13 protein-coding genes are annotated in these 18,763 nt (G+C 69.0%); 7 read left to right on the top strand and 6 right to left on the bottom strand.

Features of this window, described 5'->3' with window-relative positions; genetic code table 11:
* The first annotated feature begins 2 nt into the window (after positions 1-2).
* Positions 3-173 (top strand): hypothetical protein, encoded by a 171-nt coding sequence (locus tag KGD87_RS34375; protein WP_176409140.1) that lies wholly within the window; start codon positions 3-5, stop codon positions 171-173.
* A 42-nt stretch (positions 174-215) separates the two neighbouring features.
* Here KGD87_RS34375 and KGD87_RS34380 read toward each other — a convergent pair whose 3' ends face one another.
* From KGD87_RS34380 to KGD87_RS34400, 5 genes are all read right to left on the bottom strand, one after another.
* Positions 216-1,244 carry an NAD-dependent epimerase/dehydratase family protein gene (locus KGD87_RS34380; RefSeq protein ID WP_284665141.1) on the bottom strand — a complete coding sequence of 343 codons (1,029 nt, stop codon included), beginning with the start codon at positions 1,242-1,244 and terminating at the stop codon, positions 216-218.
* The gene (locus KGD87_RS34385) at positions 1,241-5,653 is read right to left on the bottom strand and encodes an AMP-binding protein (protein ID WP_284665142.1); all 4,413 of its coding nucleotides are present in this window, start codon (positions 5,651-5,653) and stop codon (positions 1,241-1,243) included. Before KGD87_RS34385 ends, KGD87_RS34380 begins: the two co-directional genes overlap by 4 nt.
* 8 nt (positions 5,654-5,661) lie before the next feature.
* Positions 5,662-7,272: an NPN-dependent hydroxyacid isomerase, LarAH14/15/16 family gene (gene larAH, locus KGD87_RS34390; protein ID WP_163778151.1), complete on the bottom strand. Its 1,611-nt coding sequence runs from the start codon at positions 7,270-7,272 to the stop codon at positions 5,662-5,664.
* A gap of 12 nt (positions 7,273-7,284) precedes the next feature.
* A complete protein-coding gene (locus tag KGD87_RS34395) occupies positions 7,285-7,950 on the bottom strand; it encodes an HAD family hydrolase (protein WP_176416402.1) in 666 nt (221 codons plus the stop codon).
* A gap of 89 nt (positions 7,951-8,039) precedes the next feature.
* A complete protein-coding gene (locus tag KGD87_RS34400; protein WP_284665143.1) occupies positions 8,040-9,020 on the bottom strand; it encodes an NAD-dependent epimerase/dehydratase family protein in 981 nt (326 codons plus the stop codon).
* Positions 9,021-9,301: 281 nt separating this feature from the next.
* On the opposite strand from KGD87_RS34400, the gene KGD87_RS34405 reads away from it, so the two are divergent.
* From KGD87_RS34405 to hemH, 6 genes are all read left to right on the top strand, one after another.
* On the top strand, positions 9,302-9,619 hold the full coding sequence (locus KGD87_RS34405) for an SWIB/MDM2 domain-containing protein (protein ID WP_011551643.1): 318 nt from the start codon (positions 9,302-9,304) through the stop codon (positions 9,617-9,619).
* Positions 9,620-9,785: 166 nt separating this feature from the next.
* Entirely contained in the window at positions 9,786-12,887 is a 3,102-nt protein-coding gene (gene treY, locus KGD87_RS34410) for a malto-oligosyltrehalose synthase (RefSeq protein ID WP_502887982.1), read from the top strand.
* The gene (gene glgX, locus KGD87_RS34415) at positions 12,884-15,025 is read left to right on the top strand and encodes a glycogen debranching protein GlgX (protein ID WP_284665145.1); all 2,142 of its coding nucleotides are present in this window, start codon (positions 12,884-12,886) and stop codon (positions 15,023-15,025) included. The genes treY and glgX overlap by 4 nt, the downstream gene beginning before the upstream one ends.
* A 128-nt stretch (positions 15,026-15,153) precedes the next feature.
* On the top strand, positions 15,154-16,104 hold the full coding sequence (locus KGD87_RS34420) for a TerC family protein (protein ID WP_163778163.1): 951 nt from the start codon (positions 15,154-15,156) through the stop codon (positions 16,102-16,104).
* A 69-nt stretch (positions 16,105-16,173) separates the two neighbouring features.
* On the top strand, positions 16,174-16,560 hold the full coding sequence (gene apaG / locus KGD87_RS34425; RefSeq protein ID WP_284665146.1) for a Co2+/Mg2+ efflux facilitator ApaG/CorD: 387 nt from the start codon (positions 16,174-16,176) through the stop codon (positions 16,558-16,560).
* Entirely contained in the window at positions 16,560-17,648 is a 1,089-nt protein-coding gene (hemH, locus tag KGD87_RS34430; protein WP_284665147.1) for a ferrochelatase, read from the top strand. Before apaG ends, hemH begins: the two co-directional genes overlap by 1 nt.
* Here the strand turns inward: hemH and KGD87_RS34435 are convergent.
* Positions 17,599-18,615 carry a hypothetical protein gene (locus KGD87_RS34435; protein WP_284665148.1) on the bottom strand — a complete coding sequence of 339 codons (1,017 nt, stop codon included), beginning with the start codon at positions 18,613-18,615 and terminating at the stop codon, positions 17,599-17,601. The two genes, hemH and KGD87_RS34435, sit on opposite strands and share 50 nt — an antisense overlap.
* Positions 18,616-18,763 lie beyond the last annotated feature (148 nt).

Consider the following 18,763-nt stretch of genomic DNA (forward strand, 5'->3'; position numbering starts at 1 on the left):
CCGTGGCCACCAGCGCAAGCGAAGCGGGGCCGTCCTTCCTCTCGCGGTTGGTGCTCGTGCTCCTGGGCTGCGTCTTCCTCGGCGCGGCCTGGGTGTGGAGCCACCGCTCGGAGCCCTGGGCCGCGCGCCTGGTGGACAACGCCCAGCGCACGGTGGGCGTGCCGCGGCGTTAGCGGTGAAGGGCGGGAGTCCGGAGGCTCCCGCCAGCGTCCCGCTCAGGTGTTCTCGCGCAGCTCCGCCAGCCGGCCCTTGGTGCCTGGCAGGCTCTGGGGCGGCATCTTCCCGTAGATGTGCTGCACCGTCTCGGAGAGCGTCTCCTGGATGTCGCGCGCGCGGAAGCCGAGCTCGGCCTCCGCCTTGGACGCGTCCAGCCAGAACCAGTGCTCGCCGATGTCGATTTCCTGCGGGTCCAGCGTCGGCGTGGTGCCGCGCACCTTGGCCCAGCGCTCCAGCAGCTTCCCGCCGAGCACGTTGACCTTGGAGGGCAGCTTCAGCTTCGGCGCGGGCACGCCGGACAGGCGCTCCAGCCGCTGGAAGAAGTCCTTCATGGACAGATTCACGCCCATGAGGTGACGGCCGTACACCTCGCCCCGGGTGAGCGCCTGGACGAAGGCGTCCGCCGCGTCGCGCGCGTCCACGAAGGAGATGCCGCCGCCCGGCATGGCTGGCAGCTCGCGGTTGAGGAACTTCACCACCGTCCACGTGGAGGACAGCCGGTCATCCCCGGGCCCCATCAGCAGGCTGGGGTTGAGCACCACCAGGGGAATGTCGTGCTTGCGGCAGTACGCGAGCGCCAGCTTCTCCTCGTAGATTTTCGACAGGTAGTAGGGCCACTGGCCCACCACCGGAATCGGATAGTCGGCGCGCTCGTCGTGGACCTGCGCCTCCTTCGACACCGCGATGGTGCCGGAGGTGGAGGCCAGCACCACGCGCTTCACGCCGGCCTCGCGCACGTCCCGCAGCAGCTCGCGGGTGCTGTCCACGTGCAGCTCGAACATCTTCCGCGCGTCCTTCGGCTGGAAGGAGACGAGCCCCGCCAGGTGGTAGACGGCGTCCACGCCCTCCAGCGCGCGGCGCACCACGTCCCGGTCCTTCAAGTCACCGGGGACGTACTCCGTGCCCGCGTAGGGCGCGCCCGAAGGCCGCGAGCGGCCGATGAGCCGCACCTCGTGGCCCGCCGCCACCAGCCTGGGCACCAGGTGCGTGCCCAGAAAACCCGTGCCTCCCGTCACCAGCAGCTTCACGAGTCCTTCCCTTCCGTGGACGTGGTCGCGCGAGGCGTGGCCCCGGCCTGAGGCGGGTCCACGCGCTCCAGGCTCAGCACCCGGCCGTCGCGCAGCGCCCGCATCGAGTCCTCGGCGATGCGCGTGACGTAGCGGTAGCCCTCCGAGCGCGCCATGCCCTGCACCCGCGCGCGCAGGTCCGCGTGGCCCAGCACCGGACCGATGTTCACCCGCAGGGGCGTCTTCGTCTTGGGCAGCACGCTGCCCTTGGGCAGCGCGTCGAAGGCGCCGCCGATGTACAGCGGCAGCACGTCCATGTTGAAGGTGAGCGCCAGGTAGCCCAGCGTGGACTTGAACTCCATCAACTCCCCGGTGGTGGAGCGCGTGCCCTCCGGGAAGATGAGGACGTTGAAGCCCTGTCGCAGCGCCTCGCCCGCCATGCGCAGCGACTCACGCAGCGAGCCCTGCCGTTCAATGGGCACCAGGTTGGTGAAGTTCTCGAACCAGGCGCGCTTGAGCGGCGTGTTGAAGAAGTAGTCGCGCGCCGCCAGGGACACCAGCCGCTCGCCCTGGTCACCCAGCGCCGTGCGGACCAGGCCCGCGTCCAGGTGGCTGGAGTGGTTGGCGATGACGAGGAAGTTGCGGTTGCGCGGGATGAAGGGCTTGCCCGTCACCTTCACGTCGAACACGCCGCCGTAGAGCACCTTCTGCCCGAAGGACATCAGCTGCCGGCCCACGTCCGCCACCACGTCAGGCACCGGAATCTCCACCTCTTCCGCGCGCGCGTTCTCCTTGGAGATTTCCTTCGCCCGCGTCTCCGCCGAGGGGCGCTTGCCGGAGGATGCCACCACCTTGCGCAGGTCCTCCACCGTCTGCACCTGCGTCAGGTCCTCCACGGCGGGCAGCGGCACGCCGGCCGCCTCCAGCGCGGAGGACAGCTCGGTGAGCATCAACGAGTCGAAGCCGAGGTCCCCGCTGAGCAGCGCGTCCGGACGCACGTCGGACACCGGCCGGTGGCTGACCTCCGCGATGAGCGGGAAGAGCCAGTCCGCGACGCCGCCCGTGGCGGGGTTGGCCGCCTTCTCGCGCGCCTTGCTGGCGCTGGCCGCCATGCGCTCCTGGCGCTTGAGCTCCTCCACCACCTGCTTGCGCTTCACGCTGCGCTTGGCGGTGCGGGGCAGCTCGCCGTCCCACAGGCGCAGCACCTTCACGCGCCGGTAGAAGGGCATGCCCGCGCTCACCTTGCGGAAGTGCTCCTCCAGCTCGCGGCGCACCTCCTCGCGCGGGCGGTTCGCGTAGTCAGGCACGCACAGGCACGCCACCTTCTCGCCGCCCGCGTCGTCGGGCAGGCCGACGATGGACAGCTCCTGGATGTGCGCGTGGTCCTGGTACAGCTCCTCCAGCTCGTCCGGGTAGATGTTCTTCCCGTTGTGGTCGATGATGACGTCCTTCGCGCGGCCCGCCAGGTACAGGTGGCCCTCCGCGTCCAGACGTCCCAGGTCGCCCGTGTGCAGCCAGCCGTCCTTGAGCACCGCCTCGGTGGCCTCGCGGTCGCCGAAGTAGCCGGGCATGACGTTGGGGCCCTTGGCCAGCACCTCACCCAGCCCGTCGCTGTCCGGGTTGAGGATGCGCAGCTCGATGCCGGGCAGCGCGCGGCCCACCGTTCCAGGCTGGCGCTTGTTGCCGGGCTTCGTCACCGCCAGCACCGGCGCGGCCTCCGTCAGGCCGTAGCCCTCCGTGATGTTGAAGCCCAGCTCGTGGAAGGCCTTGTGCACGTCGTCCGGCAGCGCCGAGCCGCCCGACACGATGACCTTGATGCGCCCGCCGAACTTGCGGTGCACCGGCCAGAACAGCAGCTTGCCCAGGTTGATGTTGTTGCGGTTGCGCAGCTCGCCGTGGGTGGCCATCAGCGCCTTGAGCGCCTGTTCGATGAACGGCGGGCGGCTGGCGAACTCCTGCGTAATCTTGCGGTGCAGGAGCTGCCACAGCGCCGGCACGCCCACCATGGCGGTGATGCGGCCCGTCTCGAACACTTCACCCAGCCGGTCCGACGTCAGCTCGTCGATGTACGTGATTTCCGCCCCGCGCCAGAACGGGGTGAGGAAGCCGGAGGCGAACTCGAAGGTGTGGTGCAGCGGCAGCACGGACAGCACACCGTCGCCCACGCCGATGTCGAAGGTCCCCGCCAGCTTCGCCACCAGCGCGGCGAAGTTGCGGTGGGTGAGCATGACGCCCTTGGGCGTGCCCGTGGTGCCGGAGGTGAAGATGATGCTGGCCAGGTCGTCCGCCGCGGCGGACTTGCGCACCGGCCCGATGCGGTCCGGGTGCGCCGGGTCGCCCGTCATCGCCTCCGCGAGGCTGGCCACGGTGACGCCGTCACCCAGCGCGGTGAAGAGGCCGGGGAAGTCCCGGGCCGCGTCCTCGGAGACGAGGCACGCGCGCGCGTCCGCCCGGCGGGCGATGTTGACCAGCTCCGCCTCGCTCAAGCCCGGGTCCACCGGAACGACGGTGGCGCCCGCGCGCAGGATGCCGAAGTAGCTGATGCCCCACTCGGGCCGGTTCTCCGACACCAGCAGCACGCGGTCGCCGTGCTTGATGCCCGCGGCCAGCAGGAAGCTGCCCACGCGCGCGGCGTAGCGGTGCACCTCGCCGTAGGTGAAGCGCTCCTCCTTCTCACCCGCCACCATGCGGAAGGCCACGCGGTGCCGGTACGCGTGCACCGTGGCTTCCATCAGCTCCAGCAGGTCGCGGTGCGCGGGGATGACGGTGCGCTTCTCGCGCTCCGACTCCATGCCCGGGAACACCCACTTCTCCAGGCCGGGGAGGTGGGTCCCCAGGAAGTACTCGCGCCAGTCGATGTGCTCCGGGTCCCAGGGCACCTTGAGCCGGTCCGCGTGCGCCATGCGCGCGTAGACGGAGCGCGTGTTGTCGCAGCGGAAGACGTAGCGGTTCTCGTAGAGGAAGGGGAGGAACAGCTCCGTCAGGGCGATGATGCCCTGGGCGTTGCCGTCCACCTCGTCCAGCGACACCTTCGCCTTGTCCAGCATGGCCTGGACGGCGGGAGCGCCCCAGGCGGGACGCACCTCGTCGATGGTCTTCTTCAGGAAGCGCGCGCCGCGCAGCAGCATGGGCGCGCTGAACAGCTCGAACTCCCTCTTGCTGACCGGCTGCGGCTCGACGCGCGAGCGCAGCTTGTTCAGCAGCGCGTTGCCGGACTCGCGGTTGCGGTAGTAGCGCCGCCGGTAAAGGCCCACCAGCTCCACGGAGCGGCCGGCGTAGAAGGGGTTCTCGTCGCCGGAGGCGAGCTGGTAGATGCGCCGCTCCTCCACGTCCATCGCATGCGCGGTGATGCCGATGGTGGCGCCCGCCACCTGGTCCACCGGGATGATGTCCAGGATGGTGTTTTCGCCCGCGGGGATGCCGCCGGGGCCCTTGATGCCCGCGAAGGCCAGGGGCGCGGAGGTGGTGAAGCCCTCGTTCCAGCCGGGGAAGGGGAAGTGCCGCGCGCTCTCCACGATGGAGGGCCGGACGATGGAGTAGCGCAGGCCCGGCGTGGCCGCGAGCACCTGCTCGCCCAGGGACTTGGTGTACGTGTACGTGTTGGGCCAGCCCCAGTGGGCGGCGCGCTCCATGCCGGCGCGCACCAGCTCGCCGCTGAGCCACAGCTTGCGCTCACGGCCCACCGCCAGCCGCAGCGTCTTCTCGTCGTTGGGGTCGCGGCCTTCTTCTTCCAGCCGGTCCAGCGCCTTCTTGCGGAAGGTGGACGTCAGGGCCCGGTCATCGGCCTGCTCGCGCAGCCGCGCGACGATGCGCGCCGCGTCCTGCAGCTCCTGCTCCAGGCTGAAGTCGCGGCCGTCCATCTCCTCCCGCTTGGGGAAGTAGCCGCGAACCTCCTCGTCTTCAAAGACGAGCCCGCTGCGGTTGCCGGCCACGAAGGCCGTGGACATGTGAATCAACGGGACGGACCAGCGCAGCGCCAGCGCCGCGGCGAACTTCAGGCCGTGGGTGTTGACGTTGAGGCCCACCTCCAGCGACGGGTTGAAGGACACCAGCCCCGCGCAGTTGATGAACGCGTGCACCTTGCCGGTGAGCGCCTCCACCTGGGGCTCTTCCAGGCCCATCCACGGGTCGGTGATGTCGCCGTCCAGCACCTCCACCTTCTGGCGGATGAAGGCCAGCGCGCCTTCATCCCCCAGGGTGTCGCGCAGCGGCTGGAAGGGCTCGCTGGTGGCCACCTTGTCGAAGAAGCGGCGCTCGGCGGACGCGGCGCTGCCCTTGCGGACCAGCACGTACACCTTGTCCAGGTCCTGCCCGTAGCGGGTCAGCAGCATGGACAGCGTCACCTTGCCCACGAAGCCGGTGGCGCCCGCGAAGAGCAGGCGCTTGCCGGTGAAGGTCTGGGTGACGTTCAGCTCGGGAAGGGCGGCCATGGGCGTCCTCACTTCACGTCCACCATCACCGTGGGCGCGATGCGCAGCAGGCTGATGGAGGCCGAGCGGCCCATGAACCCGCGGGCCTCTTCAATGGCCTCGGTGAGCGTGTCGGTGCGCTCCCAGCCCATCAAGGCGGGGACGTGGTTGTTCTCCGCGCCCGCGACGATGACCTTGCCCACGTGCTGGCGGCCGTTCTCGCCCCAGTACCACATGTAGAAGGGGTGCACGCCGTGGTAGGCGTTGCCCTTGCGGTACAGGTGCACGTAGCTGGGGTTCTCCGCGAACTCGCGCTCGTACTTGTGCTCCAGCTTCATGGAGTCGCGCGTCTCCGGCAGCAGCCGGTGGAAGAACTCGATGTAGCTGGGGTGGTGCTCCGGGTCGAACTCGTCGTAGGCCGGGTGCAGGAGGATGAGCACGCCGCCCTTCTTCACCAGCGGCACGCCGCGGTTCAGGTTGTAGAAGTAGCCCAGCCCCATCACCTGCACCAGCAGCGGGTTGAGGATGGAGTTGACGCTGTACGGGGAGATGAACGGGATGGGGAAGATGACGATGTCGCTCTGTCCCTCCACCGGCACCACGTACTGCTTGTAGCTCGTCTCCAGCGTCTTCTGGTGCGTGGGCTCCGTCGCGCCGGCATAGACGCCCGTGACGTCGTAGGGCGCGGGGATGGAGTTGAGCACCTTGCGCGCGGCGGCGCGCGGCACCTTGGACAGCGCGAAGCGCATGGCCTGGAACTTCAGCCGGTCCGCCTCCGTGTAGTCCTCTTCCTTCTTCGCCAGGAAGTCGGTGGGGCCGCCGAACATGCGGTTGTTCAGCGCCGTCTCGATGTGGAAGACCTTCAGGTGCTTGTCGATGTTGCGCCCGATGCGCTCGTTGCTCTTGTAGAGCGCGCTCGTCTTCGGCTCCATGTAGCTATCGGAGGCGCGGATGGTCTTCGGGTTGTGGTGGTGGCGCAGCGACGCGTAGTTGGACACGCCGGTGCCCATGGACTTGTGCCCGCCGTTCATGGGCACGAAGTTCACATTCACGTAGACGATGAGGTCGCTCTCCGCCACGCGGCGGTTCACCGACACCTCTTCACCGTGGGACGTGCGCTCCAGCGCGACCATCCCGTCCGGGTCCTCGGCGTCGTGGTTGTAGTAGCGGTCCGGGTAGTAGGCGTCGAAAATCTTCTCGCCCACCATGCGCTTCATCTCGCCTTCCGTCATCCGGCGGTGCAGGGCGTTGGCGATGATGAGGTGCACGTCGTCCACGCCGCTGTCGGCGGCCAGCTCCAGGACGATTTCCAGGATGGTCTGCCGCACGTCCGGCGTCACCATGGGCGGCAGCGGCACGCTGATGTCGTCGATGACGCACGTCAGGCGCATGCCCGGCTTGAGCAGCGCGTGCAGCGGCTCCATGCCCTCCGGGTGGTTGATGGCGTAGCGGATGGCGGCCTTGACGTTGGGCACGCCGGCCAGGGGCGGGCGCGGGAAGATGACGCGCGTGCCGACCGGCAAATCCTCCTGCAGGAAGTTCTCACCGTGGAACAGCACGCGCGGGGGGCTGCCCTTCTCGGTGATGACGACCTGGCTTTCCTCGTCGTACAGCTTCTGGAGCGTCTTGAACGGGCGCATGGCGTGGGGCTCTTACTTGAGGTCGAGGATGGGCCAGTTGTAGGCGCGCGCGATGGAGCGCAGCCGCAGGTCCGGGTTCACCGCGGTGGGACGGCCCACCACCGCGAGCATCGCGTAGTCAGAGGCGCTGTCGGAGTAGCCGTGGCACTTGTCCAGCGACAGGCCTTCCTTGGTGCAGTAGGCGCGGATGGCGTTCGCCTTGTTCGCGCCTTCGATGATGGGCGGAATCACCTTGCCCGTCGCCTTGCCGCCCACGAACTGCATCTTGTTGGCGATCAGGTCGTCGGCGCCCAGGTGGCGCGCCAGCGGGCGCATGGTGAAGTCCAGCGCGCCGGTGACGAGCACAATCTTGCAGCCGCTGCGGCGGGCCTGGTCGATGAGGTCCTGCGTCTGCTCGAAGAGGGCGGGCTGCAGCACGTCCTCGAACATGTCCTCGGCGATGGTGACCAGGCGGTCTTCGCTCAGGCCCGCATAGTAGCGGTAGAAGAACTCGTTGAACGTCTTGCGGTCCACCGCGTCCATGACACCGAAGAGCGGCACGCTGAGGGCGGTGCTCAGGGTCCGCCCCGCGATGCCCAGGACGGAGCCGCGGTTCATCGCGTAGTACGCGTAGACGTGGACGACGTTCGTCTTCACGAGCGTCCCGTCGACATCGAAGAAGGCGGCTTTCGAGGGCATGGGGCTGCGGGCTTCCTGACACTTCGAGGGGGTGGAGGTCAACGATGCCGGGAGTTTGGCGCGCCTCCCGGCGGCTCGGGGAAGAAGGGCTATAGCCAGCCCTGCTCCTGGTACCACCGCACGCTGCGACGGATGGAGTCCGCCAGGTCACGCCGGGGGTGAAAGCCCAGCAGCCGCTCGGCCTTGGCCCCGGAGCACGTCCAGGCAGGCGCCAGGAGCTGCTTCGCCAGCTTCCGGCTCAAAGCCAGCTTGCGGCCCGTCAACTGAGACACCCCGTCCGCCGCCGTGGCCAGGGCCTGGAGCACCGCGGGGGGCACGCGCACCGTGCGGGGCGTGAGTCCCAGGGCTTGCGCACCCAGGTCCTGCACCTTTTCCAGTGACAGGGGCTCGCCGGGGCCCGCGCAGAAGAAGGCTTCACCAAGGGCTGCGGGGTGGGTGGCCTGCAGCAAGAGGACGTCCACCACGTCCTCCACGTCCACCATGGTCAGCGGGCGGGGGCCGCCGGACAGCTCCAGCCGGATGCCGCGCTGGGCCATCTTGAAGAAGGGGAGGTTCTCCCTGTCCCCGGGCCCCAGGATGCGCGGCGGCCGGGACACCGTGACGGGCAGCCGGTCTCCATAGGAGAAGGCGATGCGCTCGGCCTCTGCCTTGCTCTCCCCGTACCATTCGTGGGGGTGGAAGGCGTCTTCCTCCACGTGCGGCCGGGTGGGCGTGGACGGACCGCAGGCGGCCAGCGAGCCCGTGAGCACCAGCCGGGGGCGGTGGCCCGCGGCCACCATGGCCTCGCACAGGTGGCGGGTGCCCTCCGCGTTGACGCGCATGAAGTCGTCTCGTGTCGCGCCGCGGCGAGCGCCCGCCAGGTGGAAGACGACGTCCTGCCCCGCCACCGCGGCCGCCAGCGTGGAGGGCACCGTCACGTCGCCGTCCACCCGCGTGTACGTCACTCCCGCGAGCCCCGAGGCGTCACCTCCCGGGCGCAACAGGCATGTGACGCTGTCTCCGCGCGCGGCCAGGGCCCTGGCCAGCCACGTCCCCAGGAAGCCGCCTGCACCAGTGATGAGGGCTCTCATGAAGGGGTTTCATCCAAAAAAACACACCACGACCGCAAGGAGAATCCGGCGGCCGTTTGGGTGCTGATCCACGCCGACAAGGGGTTTCCCGAGGGCAGAGCGCGCTCCGGAGGCTGATTGTCGGGCTCCAGCCGCGTTCCCCGAGGGGCGCTCAGAGGGAAAAACGCAGGAGAGGGCTGTTTTTCGGGCTTGGGCGTGCTACTTCTACGCCGCATCGGCTGTCGCTTCACATAAGCAAAGCCGTACAACGTCCCCTTCGGAGGGGAGGAGACTCAAGACGAATGGCCGCCAAGAAAGCTGCTGCGAAGAAGGCTCCCGCCGCGAAGAAGGCTCCCGCCGCGAAGAAGCGCACGCCGAACGCGTCGTTCATGAAGGAGATGACGCCGTCTGCCGCGCTCGCTGAGATCGTCGGCGCGAAGCCGCTGCCGCGCACCGAGGTTGTCAAGAAGCTCTGGGCCTACATCAAGAAGCAGGGCCTGCAGGACGCGAAGAACAAGCGGCAGATCAACGCCGACGACAAGCTCAAGCCCATCTTTGGTGGCAAGAAGAGCGTCACCATGTTCGAGATGACGGCGCTGGTGAACAAGCAGCTGAGCTGAGCATTGGCCGGGGTCTCCCGGTGGCCGTACTCGGGGCTCGCCGCGACAAGCGGCGGGCCCTTTGCATTACCTGAGGGTTGGCGTGTCGGCGCGGAGCGTTGGATAGAGGGCGGACGTGTTTCTGTTTGCTGGCGGTCGGAGCGCGGACGGCCTACCTCTGGGCCCCATGTTGCTCGACGCCTTGGAAGAAGAGGGGTCCGCCTCGAATGGGGCGGGTGGTGCCACGATGACAGCGGAGGCCCTGGCCGAAGGGCTCTACGCACGCGTCCAGACGGACCTGGCGTCGCGCCCGCACACGCCCCTGTCCACGTACCGCGTGCAGTTCCACCAGGGCTTCACCTTCGAGGACGCGCGGCAGGTGGTGCCGTACCTGGCCCGCCTGGGGGTGAGCGACCTCTATGCCTCCCCCTACCTGAAGGCCACGCCCGGAAGCACGCACGGCTATGACTGCGTGGACCACCAACAATTGAACCCCGAGGTCGGAACGGCCGAAGCGCACGCGGCGCTCTGCGCGGCGCTGCATGCGCAGGGCATGGGGCAGGTGCTGGACGTGGTGCCCAACCACATGGGCATCGAGCGGGACAACCGCCTGTGGTTCGACGTGCTGGAGAACGGCCCGTCCTCCGTCTACGCGAAGTTCTTCGACATCGACTGGGCGCCGGTGAAGGAGGAGCTGCGTGACAGGGTGCTGCTGCCGATTCTGGGGGACCAGTACGGCATCGTCCTGGAGCGCGGGGAGCTGAAGCTGTCCTTCCGCGAGGGCGCCTTCTTCCTCCATTACTACGAGCACCTGCTGCCGGTGGCGCCGCGTCAGTACGCTCGCATCCTGCGCCATGGCCTGGAGCGGCTGGAGTCGCGGCTGGGGGGGGAGCACCCCGGCATGCTGGAGTTCCTGTCCATCCTCACCGCCATCGACTACCTGCCCTCGCGCACGGAGGTGGAGCGGCCGAAGGTGGTGGAGCGCCACCGGGAGAAGGAGGTCATCAAGCGCCGGTTGGCCGCGGTGACGGCGGAGTTCCCGGAGGTGCTGGCCTACATCGAGGACAACGTCCGCGTCTTCAATGGCGAGCCGGGCAACCCGCGCTCGTATGACTTGCTGGACTCGGTGCTGACGGCGTGCAGCTACCGGCTGGCGCACTGGCGGGTGGCGGGCGAGGAAATCAACTACCGGCGCTTCTTCGACATCAACGGCCTGGCCGCGCTGCGCGAGGAGGACCCGGACGTCTTCCAGGAGGCGCACGCGCTCATCTTCCGTTGGCTGCGCGAGGGGCTCGTCACGGGGCTGCGCATCGACCACCCGGACGGCCTCTTCGACCCGACCGCCTACTTCCTGGACCTGCAGGAGGCGTACTTCGTGGAGCGGGCCCATGCGCTGTTCCTCCAGACGCATGCGGAGGAGGACACGCGCTGGTCGGCGGTGGAGTCCAGCTTGCGCGAGCGGTGGCGCGCGGAGGTGACGGAGCAGCCGGACAGCCCGCTGCGCAAGGCGCTGTACGTGGTGGTGGAGAAGATTCAGGGCGGCCGTGAGCGCATGCCTGAGTCCTGGGCCGTGCACGGCACCACGGGCTACCGCTTCGCCAACGCGGTGAGCGGCCTGTTCGTCCATCCGGACGCGGAGAAGGCGCTGACGGAGACGTACGCGCGCTTCGTGGGAGGGCAGGCGGACTTCGCCGAGCTCGTCTACCAGAAGAAGCTGCTCATCATGCGCGTGTCCATGGCCAGCGAAATCAACGTGCTGGCGCACGAGCTCAACCGCATCTCGGAGATGAACCGGCGCACGCGCGACTTCACGCTCAACTCGCTGCGGCGGGCGCTGGTGGAGTTCATCGCCCTGTTCCCCGTGTACCGCACCTACGTGGACGGCTGGCGCCCGGAGCTGGACGGGCGGGACGTGCAGTACATCGAGTGGACCATCCAGCGCGCCAAGGTGCGCAACGCCACCACCAACGCGTCCATCTTCGACTTCCTGCGCGACGTCCTCCTGCGCCGCTACCCGGAGCACACCGACGCGCGCGAGCGGGCGGACATGCTGCGCTTCGCCATGAAGCTGCAGCAGGTGACGGGGCCCGTCATGGCCAAGGGCCTGGAGGACACCGTCTTCTACATCTACAACCGGCTGGTGAGCCTCAACGAGGTGGGCGGCGAGCCGGAGCGCTTCGGCGTCCACGCCAACACCTTCCACCTGCGCAACCAGGAGCGCGCGGAGCGGTGGCCGGCCAGCCAGCTCACCTCCAGCACCCATGACACCAAGCGCAGCGAGGACGTGCGCGCGCGCATCAACGTGCTGACCGAGGTGCCGGAGGAGTGGCGCAAGCGGGTGAGGAAGTGGGCCCGCCAGACGGAGAAGGCGGTGTCCCAGCTGCCGTCCGGCCCGGCGCCCACGGCCAATGACATGTACCTCTTCTTCCAGACGGTGGTGGGGGCGTGGCCCATGGGCGACGCCCTCTCCGCGGAGGCGCTGGCGGACTTCCAGCGCCGGGTGCGCGAGTACATGGGCAAGGCCATCAAGGAGGCCAAGGTCCGCACCTCGTGGACCAACCCCGACGGCGCCTATGACGACGCGGTGGCGCGCTACGTGGACGCCTGCTTCGATTCAAAGGTGACGGGCGCCTTCCTGGCGGACGCGCGGGACTTCAAGCGCTCCATCGAGCGCGCGGGCCAGCACAACGCGCTGGGGCAGCTGCTGCTGAAGCTGGCCTCGCCCGGCGTGGTGGACACCTACCAGGGCTGTGAGCTGTGGGACTTGTCGCTGGTGGACCCGGACAACCGGCGGCCGGTGGACTTCGCGCTGCGCGCGCGGCTGCTGGAGGCGCTGGACGCCGAGGCGGAGCAGGACCGGGCCGCGCTGAGCGGGCGGCTGGCGGCGAACCTCGAGGACGGCCAGGTGAAGCTCTACGTCCTGACGGAGGCCCTGCGGCTGCGTCAGCGGCAGGCGGCCCTCTTCCGGGAGAGCGGCTACCGGGCGCTGGAGCTGACCGGGGCCCGGGCGAAGGCGGCGGTGGCCTTCGCCCGTGAGCACGGCGACGCCGTGGTGGTGGCCTGCGCGCCGCGTTACACCCTGTCCGCCCTGCAGGCCCCCGAAGGGCTGGCGGGCGCCTACGGCAGCACGTTCCTGGACCTTCCGGAGGCATATGCGGGCATGATGTTCCGCGATGTGTTCACCGGACGTCAGGTGCGGCCCGAGCGTGGACCGGGTGGCGCGGTGCTGCCCCTGGGGCCGCTCCTGGCGGCGTTTCCGGTGATTCTGCTGGAGAGGAGCGCCGGATGAGGAGGGCCGAGGTGCTTCCAGGGAAGCCGTATCCCCTGGGCGCCACGTTCGACGGGCACGGGGTCAACTTCGCCGTATTCAGCGAGCACGCCAAGAAGGTCGAGGTCTGCCTCTTCGACCCGGAGGACCCCGCGAAGGAGACGCGCCGCTTTCCCCTGCTGGAGAACACCCACCAGGTGTGGCACGGCTACGTGCCTGGGGTGGGCGCCGGAGCCCTCTACGGGCTGCGCGTGCACGGGCCCTACGAGCCGAAGAAGGGGCTGCGCTTCAACCCCCACAAGCTGCTGGTGGACCCGTATGCCCGGGCCATCCACGGCCAGGTGGACTACCAGGCCCCCATCTACGCCTACACGCCGGGCGCCAAGGAGGACGACCTCGCGCTCGACACGCGCGATGACGCGGCCGGCGTGCCCAAGGGCGTGGTGCTGGGCGCGGACACCTTCGACTGGGAGGGAGACGCTCCGCCCCGCGTGCCGTGGCACGACACGCTCATCTACGAAGTCCACGTGAAGGGCTTCACCAGGCTGCACCCTCGCGTCCCGGAGGCGCAGCGGGGCACCTACGCGGGGCTGGCGCACCCGGCCAGCATCGAACACCTGAAGAGGGTGGGCGTCACCGCGGTGGAGCTCCTGCCCATCCAGCACATCGTCGACGAGCCCTTCCTCATCCAGCGCGAGAAGGTCAATTACTGGGGCTACAACACGCTGGGGTACTTCGCGCCGGACGCGCGCTACAGCGGCTCGGGGTCGCTGGGCGGGCAGGTGGACGAGTTCAAGCGCATGGTGAAGCAGCTGCACCGCGCTGGCATCGAGGTGCTGCTCGACGTCGTCTACAACCACACCTGCGAAGGCAACCACCTGGGCCCCACGCTGTCCTTCAAGGGCGTGGACAACGCGGCGTACTACCGGCTCACGGAGAAGGACCCGCGCTACTACCTGGACTTCACCGGGTGCGGAAATTCGTGGAACGCCACGCACCCGTACGCGCTGAAGCTCATCACCGACTCCCTGCGCTACTGGGTGGAGGAGCTGCACGTGGACGGGTTCCGCTTCGACCTGGCCACCACGCTGGGGAGAGACAGGCACGGCTACGACACCCGCGCGGCCTTCTTCCAAATCATCCACCAGGACCCGGTGCTCAGCCGGGTGAAGCTCATCTCCGAGCCCTGGGACGTGGGCGACTTCGGCTACCAGGTGGGCAACTTCCCGGTGCTGTGGAGCGAGTGGAACGGCAAGTACCGCGACACCATCCGCCGCTACTGGAAGGGCGATGACCGGCAGGCGGCGGAGATTGGCTATCGCCTCACTGGCAGCTCGGACCTCTTCTCACTGTCCGGCCGCAAGCCCACCGCGAGCGTGAACTTCGTCACCGCGCACGACGGCTTCACGCTGCACGACCTCGTCACGTACAACGACAAGCACAACGAGGCGAACGGCGAGGAGAACCGCGACGGCGCCAACGACAACCACTCCTGGAACTGTGGGGTGGAGGGCGAGACGGCGGACGCGAAAATCAACGCCCTGCGCGAACAGCAGAAGCGCAACTTCCTGGCCACGCTCTTCCTGTCCCAGGGCGTGCCCATGCTGGTGGCCGGCGACGAGATGGGCCGCACGCAGAAGGGCAACAACAACGCCTACTGCCAGGACAACGCGCTGTCGTGGGTGGACTGGGAGCTGAACGACACGCAGCGCGCGCTGCTGGACTTCACCTGCGCCCTGACGAAGCTGCGGCGCGAACAGCCGGTGCTGCACAAGCGGCGCTTCTTCCGCGGCGCCCATATGTGGGACAGCGAGCTGAAGGACCTGGCGTGGTTCCGGCCCGACGGCAAGGAGATGCGCAAGGACGACTGGGAGAAGCCCTACGTGCGCTCCCTGGGATTCCTGCTGGGTGGTGACGCCATCGCCGCGCCGGACGACGAAGGAAACCGGATTGTGGGGGACACCGTCCTGGTGCTGATGAACGCCCACCATGAGCCCATCACCTTCATGCTGCCCGCCGTCGAATGGGGCGCGGACTGGGAGCTGGTGGTGGACACCGCGTTGGCGGGGGAGTCGCCGCGCACGCACACGCCGGCGGGGGGCACCGTGCAGGTGGCGGGCCGCTCCCTGGCGGTGCTGCGCCGCCCGGCCACGGAATAGCCCTCCGAGGGGCCGCAGGGGGCCCGCTGGACGAAAGCAGGAGGTCCAGCGGGTTCACGCGGGGGGTCGACGCCCGGGCATCCCGCCGGTAGGGTGCGCCCCGCCGTCCCCTGCAACAGGATTGCTACGTGAACACGCAAGTCGCGCTCTGGGTGGGTTTCAACGTCTTCGTCCTCGCGATGCTCGCGATGGACCTCGGGCTGTTCCACCGCAAGGACCATGCGGTGACGCCGAAGGAGGCGGGCCTCTGGACGCTGGTGTGGATTACCCTCAGCCTGATTTTCTGCGCGGGCATCTGGCACTACCAGGGGCCCACCGTGGGGCTCCAGTGGTTGACGGCGTACGTGGTGGAGTACGCGCTCTCCGTCGACAACCTCTTCGTCTTCCTGATGGTGTTCAGCTACTTCCGGGTGGCGCCCGAGCACCAGCACCGGGTGCTCTTCTGGGGCATCCTGGGCGCGTTCGTCATGCGCGCTGCCCTCATCATCGCCGGCACGGCGCTGGTGAAGCAGTTCCACTGGCTCATCTACCTGTTCGGCGCGTTCCTCGTCTTCACCGCGGTGAAGATGCTGGTGTCCAAGGACGAGGAGATTGACCCGGAGCAGAAGGGCATCGTGAAGTTCGCGCGCCGGGTGCTGCCGGTGGCGCGGCTGGGTGACGGCAGCCGCTTCCGGGTGACGGAGGATGGCCGGCGCAAGTTCACGCCGCTGTTCATCGTGCTGCTGGTGGTGGAGGCCACGGACCTGCTCTTCGCGCTGGACTCCATCCCCGCGGTGCTGGGCATCAGCCAGGACGCCTTCATCATCTACACGTCCAACGTGTGCGCGATTCTGGGCCTGCGCTCGCTGTTCTTCGTCGTCTCCAGCCTGATGGACAAGTTCCACTTCCTGAAGGTGGGCCTGAGCGCCATCCTGGGCTTCGTGGGCGTGAAGATGCTCATCACCTTCTTCGACATCCACGTCCCCATCGGCATCTCCCTGGGCGTGATTGCCGGCGTGCTGGTGGCGGCCATCATCGCCTCGCTGGTGTGGCCGAAGCAGCCGGAGCCCGGACAGGACCGCGAGAGCGCCAAGACGTAGGCGGGGCGCCGGGCCGCCAACCCGGCGTTTTCCTTGCAAGTGGCCGCCGTTACCGCCAAATCTGGGGGCATGTCCTCCAGCGCCACCACTGACGGCATCCGCATCACCGTGAAGCCCGCCTACTGGCCGGAGCGCAGCGCTCCAGAGTCCGGGCAGTTCGCCTTCATGTACACGGTGGAGATCGCCAACGAGGGCGACGCGCCGGCACAGCTCAAGGCGCGGCATTGGGTCATCACCGATGCCACGGGCAAGGTGGAAGAGGTGAAGGGCGAGGGCGTGGTGGGCCGCCAGCCCCACCTGGGGCCCGGAGAGCGGTTCGAGTACACGAGCTGGGCCATGCTGCGCACGCCCTTCGGCACCATGCGCGGCACCTATGACATGGTGCGGCCGGACGGCACGCACTTCGAAGCGCGCATCGCCGAGTTCGCGCTCACCCTCCCCAACTCCCTGCACTGATGCCAACGCCCACCTCGAAGCGAGGGCTGCTGCTCGTCAACCTGGGGACGCCGGATGCGCCTCATTCGGGGCCGGTGCGCCGCTACCTGCGCGAGTTCCTCAGTGACGCGCGCGTCATCGACATCCACCCGCTGGGCCGCTGGGCGCTGCTCAACCTCATCATCCTCCCGGTGCGTCCGGCGAAGAGCGCGGAGGCGTACCGCAAAATCTGGATGAAGGAGGGCTCGCCGCTGCTCGTGTACAGCCAGGCGCTGGCGGCCCAGGTGGCCGAGCGGCTGGCGGGGGAGTACGAGGTGGTGCTGGCCATGCGGTATGGCTCGCCCTCCATCCCCGACGGCATCGCGGCGCTCAAGGCGCGCGGCGTGTCGGAGTTCACCGTGCTGCCGCTGTACCCGCAGGAGGCCGCGTCCTCCACCGCGTCCTCGCTGGCGCGCACCTACGAGGTGCTGGCCCAGTCCTGGGACGTGCCCTTCGTGCGCGCGGTGCCGGCCTTCTTCGAGCACCCGGGCTTCCTGGACGCCTTCACCGCCGTGGCGCGGCCGGTGATTGACGAGGCGCGCGCCGACTACGTCCTCTTCAGCTTCCACGGCCTGCCGGAGCGGCACATGCGCAAGAGCGACCCCACGGGGACGCACTGCCTGTCCACCGCGTCGTGCTGCGACGCCATGACGGACGCCAACCGCCACTGTTACCGCGCGCAGAGCTACGCGACGGCGCGGGGGCTGGCCCAGCGGCTGGGACTGCCGGCGGGCGGGTGGAGCGTGTCCTTCCAGTCGCGGCTGGGCCGCACGCCGTGGGTGAAGCCGTACACGGACGTGGTGTTGCCGGAGCTGGCGAAGCAGGGCGTGAAGCGCCTGGCGGTGATGTGCCCGGCCTTCGTGGCGGACTGCCTGGAGACGCTGGAGGAGATTGGCCTCCGCGCGCGGGAGCAGTTCCTGGAGGCGGGAGGGGAGTCGCTGACGCTGGTCCCCTCCCTCAACGCCCACCCGGCCTGGGTGGACGCCGTGGTGCGCATGGTGCGCGAGTCGGACGGGCCGCCTACTGCTGTGGCTGGGCCGTCGGCGTCGGCGCCGACTCCACCGCGGTGAGGCGCAGCTTCAGGGCGCCGGTGGGCACCTGGAGCGCGGCGGTGGGGAAGCCGCCCTTCGTCACCGAGGTGACGGTGCCTTCCCAGGAGCGCCACCGCCCGGCCTTCACCAGGAACTCGCCGCGGCCGGTGATGCGCACCTCGGCGCTGGCGCTGGACTCGGGCGTGGCCCGGGGCCGGGGGCGCTCCGAGTCGTCCGCCTCCGCGTCCTCCTCCGCGGCGCGCGCGGGCGAGGTGGGGGGCGCGTCCTTCGCGAGGACCTTGCCGGCCAGGTTCTCGGAGATGTCGTACTCCAGCGTGGCCACCTGCTCGCCCCCGTCGGCGGGCGTCAGGCTGGCGAGCTTCACGCGGTTGATCCGCTCGGGCTGGCCGGCCTGGAACTGGGGCCCCAACGCCTCCGTGCGGATGAGCTCGGTGCCGAGCGACCACGCGTCACCGGTGCCGACTGCATCTCTGGGCAGCTCCAGCACCAGGGTGGCGATGTTGCGGGTGGCGCCCTGCAGGCCGTCGAGCACGAAGCCTCGCTCGCTCAGCGTGGCCGTGTCCGCGTCGGCGTTGCCGCCCACGGGGACGACGCGGAGGCGGTAGTCACCCGAGTCGGTCCGCTCCATGAAGTAGGTGACGGGGCCGGGCAGGGCCGCGGCGACCGGCGCGGGCTTCTCCTTGCCCTTGCCCTTGCCCTTGGCGCTCTTGGGGGGCGCGTCTTCCTCGGTGCTGGCGGACGCGCCGCCGGTGCGCTCGATGTCGAGCCGGTACGAAGTGGGCGCGCCCTGGGCAATCTTCCACCGGAGGACCACCTTGGAGGGGTCCACGGGCGGCTCCGCGTCGACGACGGGAGCGGCCTCCGCGGGAGGCGGAGCGTCCTTCATCCCCGGCGGGCGGGGAATGGGCTCCATCTTCCCACGGGGCTCCTCCTTGCACGCGGTCAGTGACAGGGCGACGACCAGACCAAACACGCTTTGCTTCACGCGGGGACGCTCCTTGGCAGCCTTGGTGGGATATCGAAGCAGGCGAGGTCATTCAAGTACGTCACCCGGCCGCTTCGAGGATGAACGGGGGAGGGACACGTCGACCTGCGTCTTGACGCGTCCGGCGAAGTCTGGGCCGGGCTCGAAG

The organism is Myxococcus sp. SDU36, assembly GCF_030168875.1.
In the GTDB taxonomy this organism is placed as follows: Bacteria; Myxococcota; Myxococcia; order Myxococcales; family Myxococcaceae; genus Myxococcus; species Myxococcus vastator.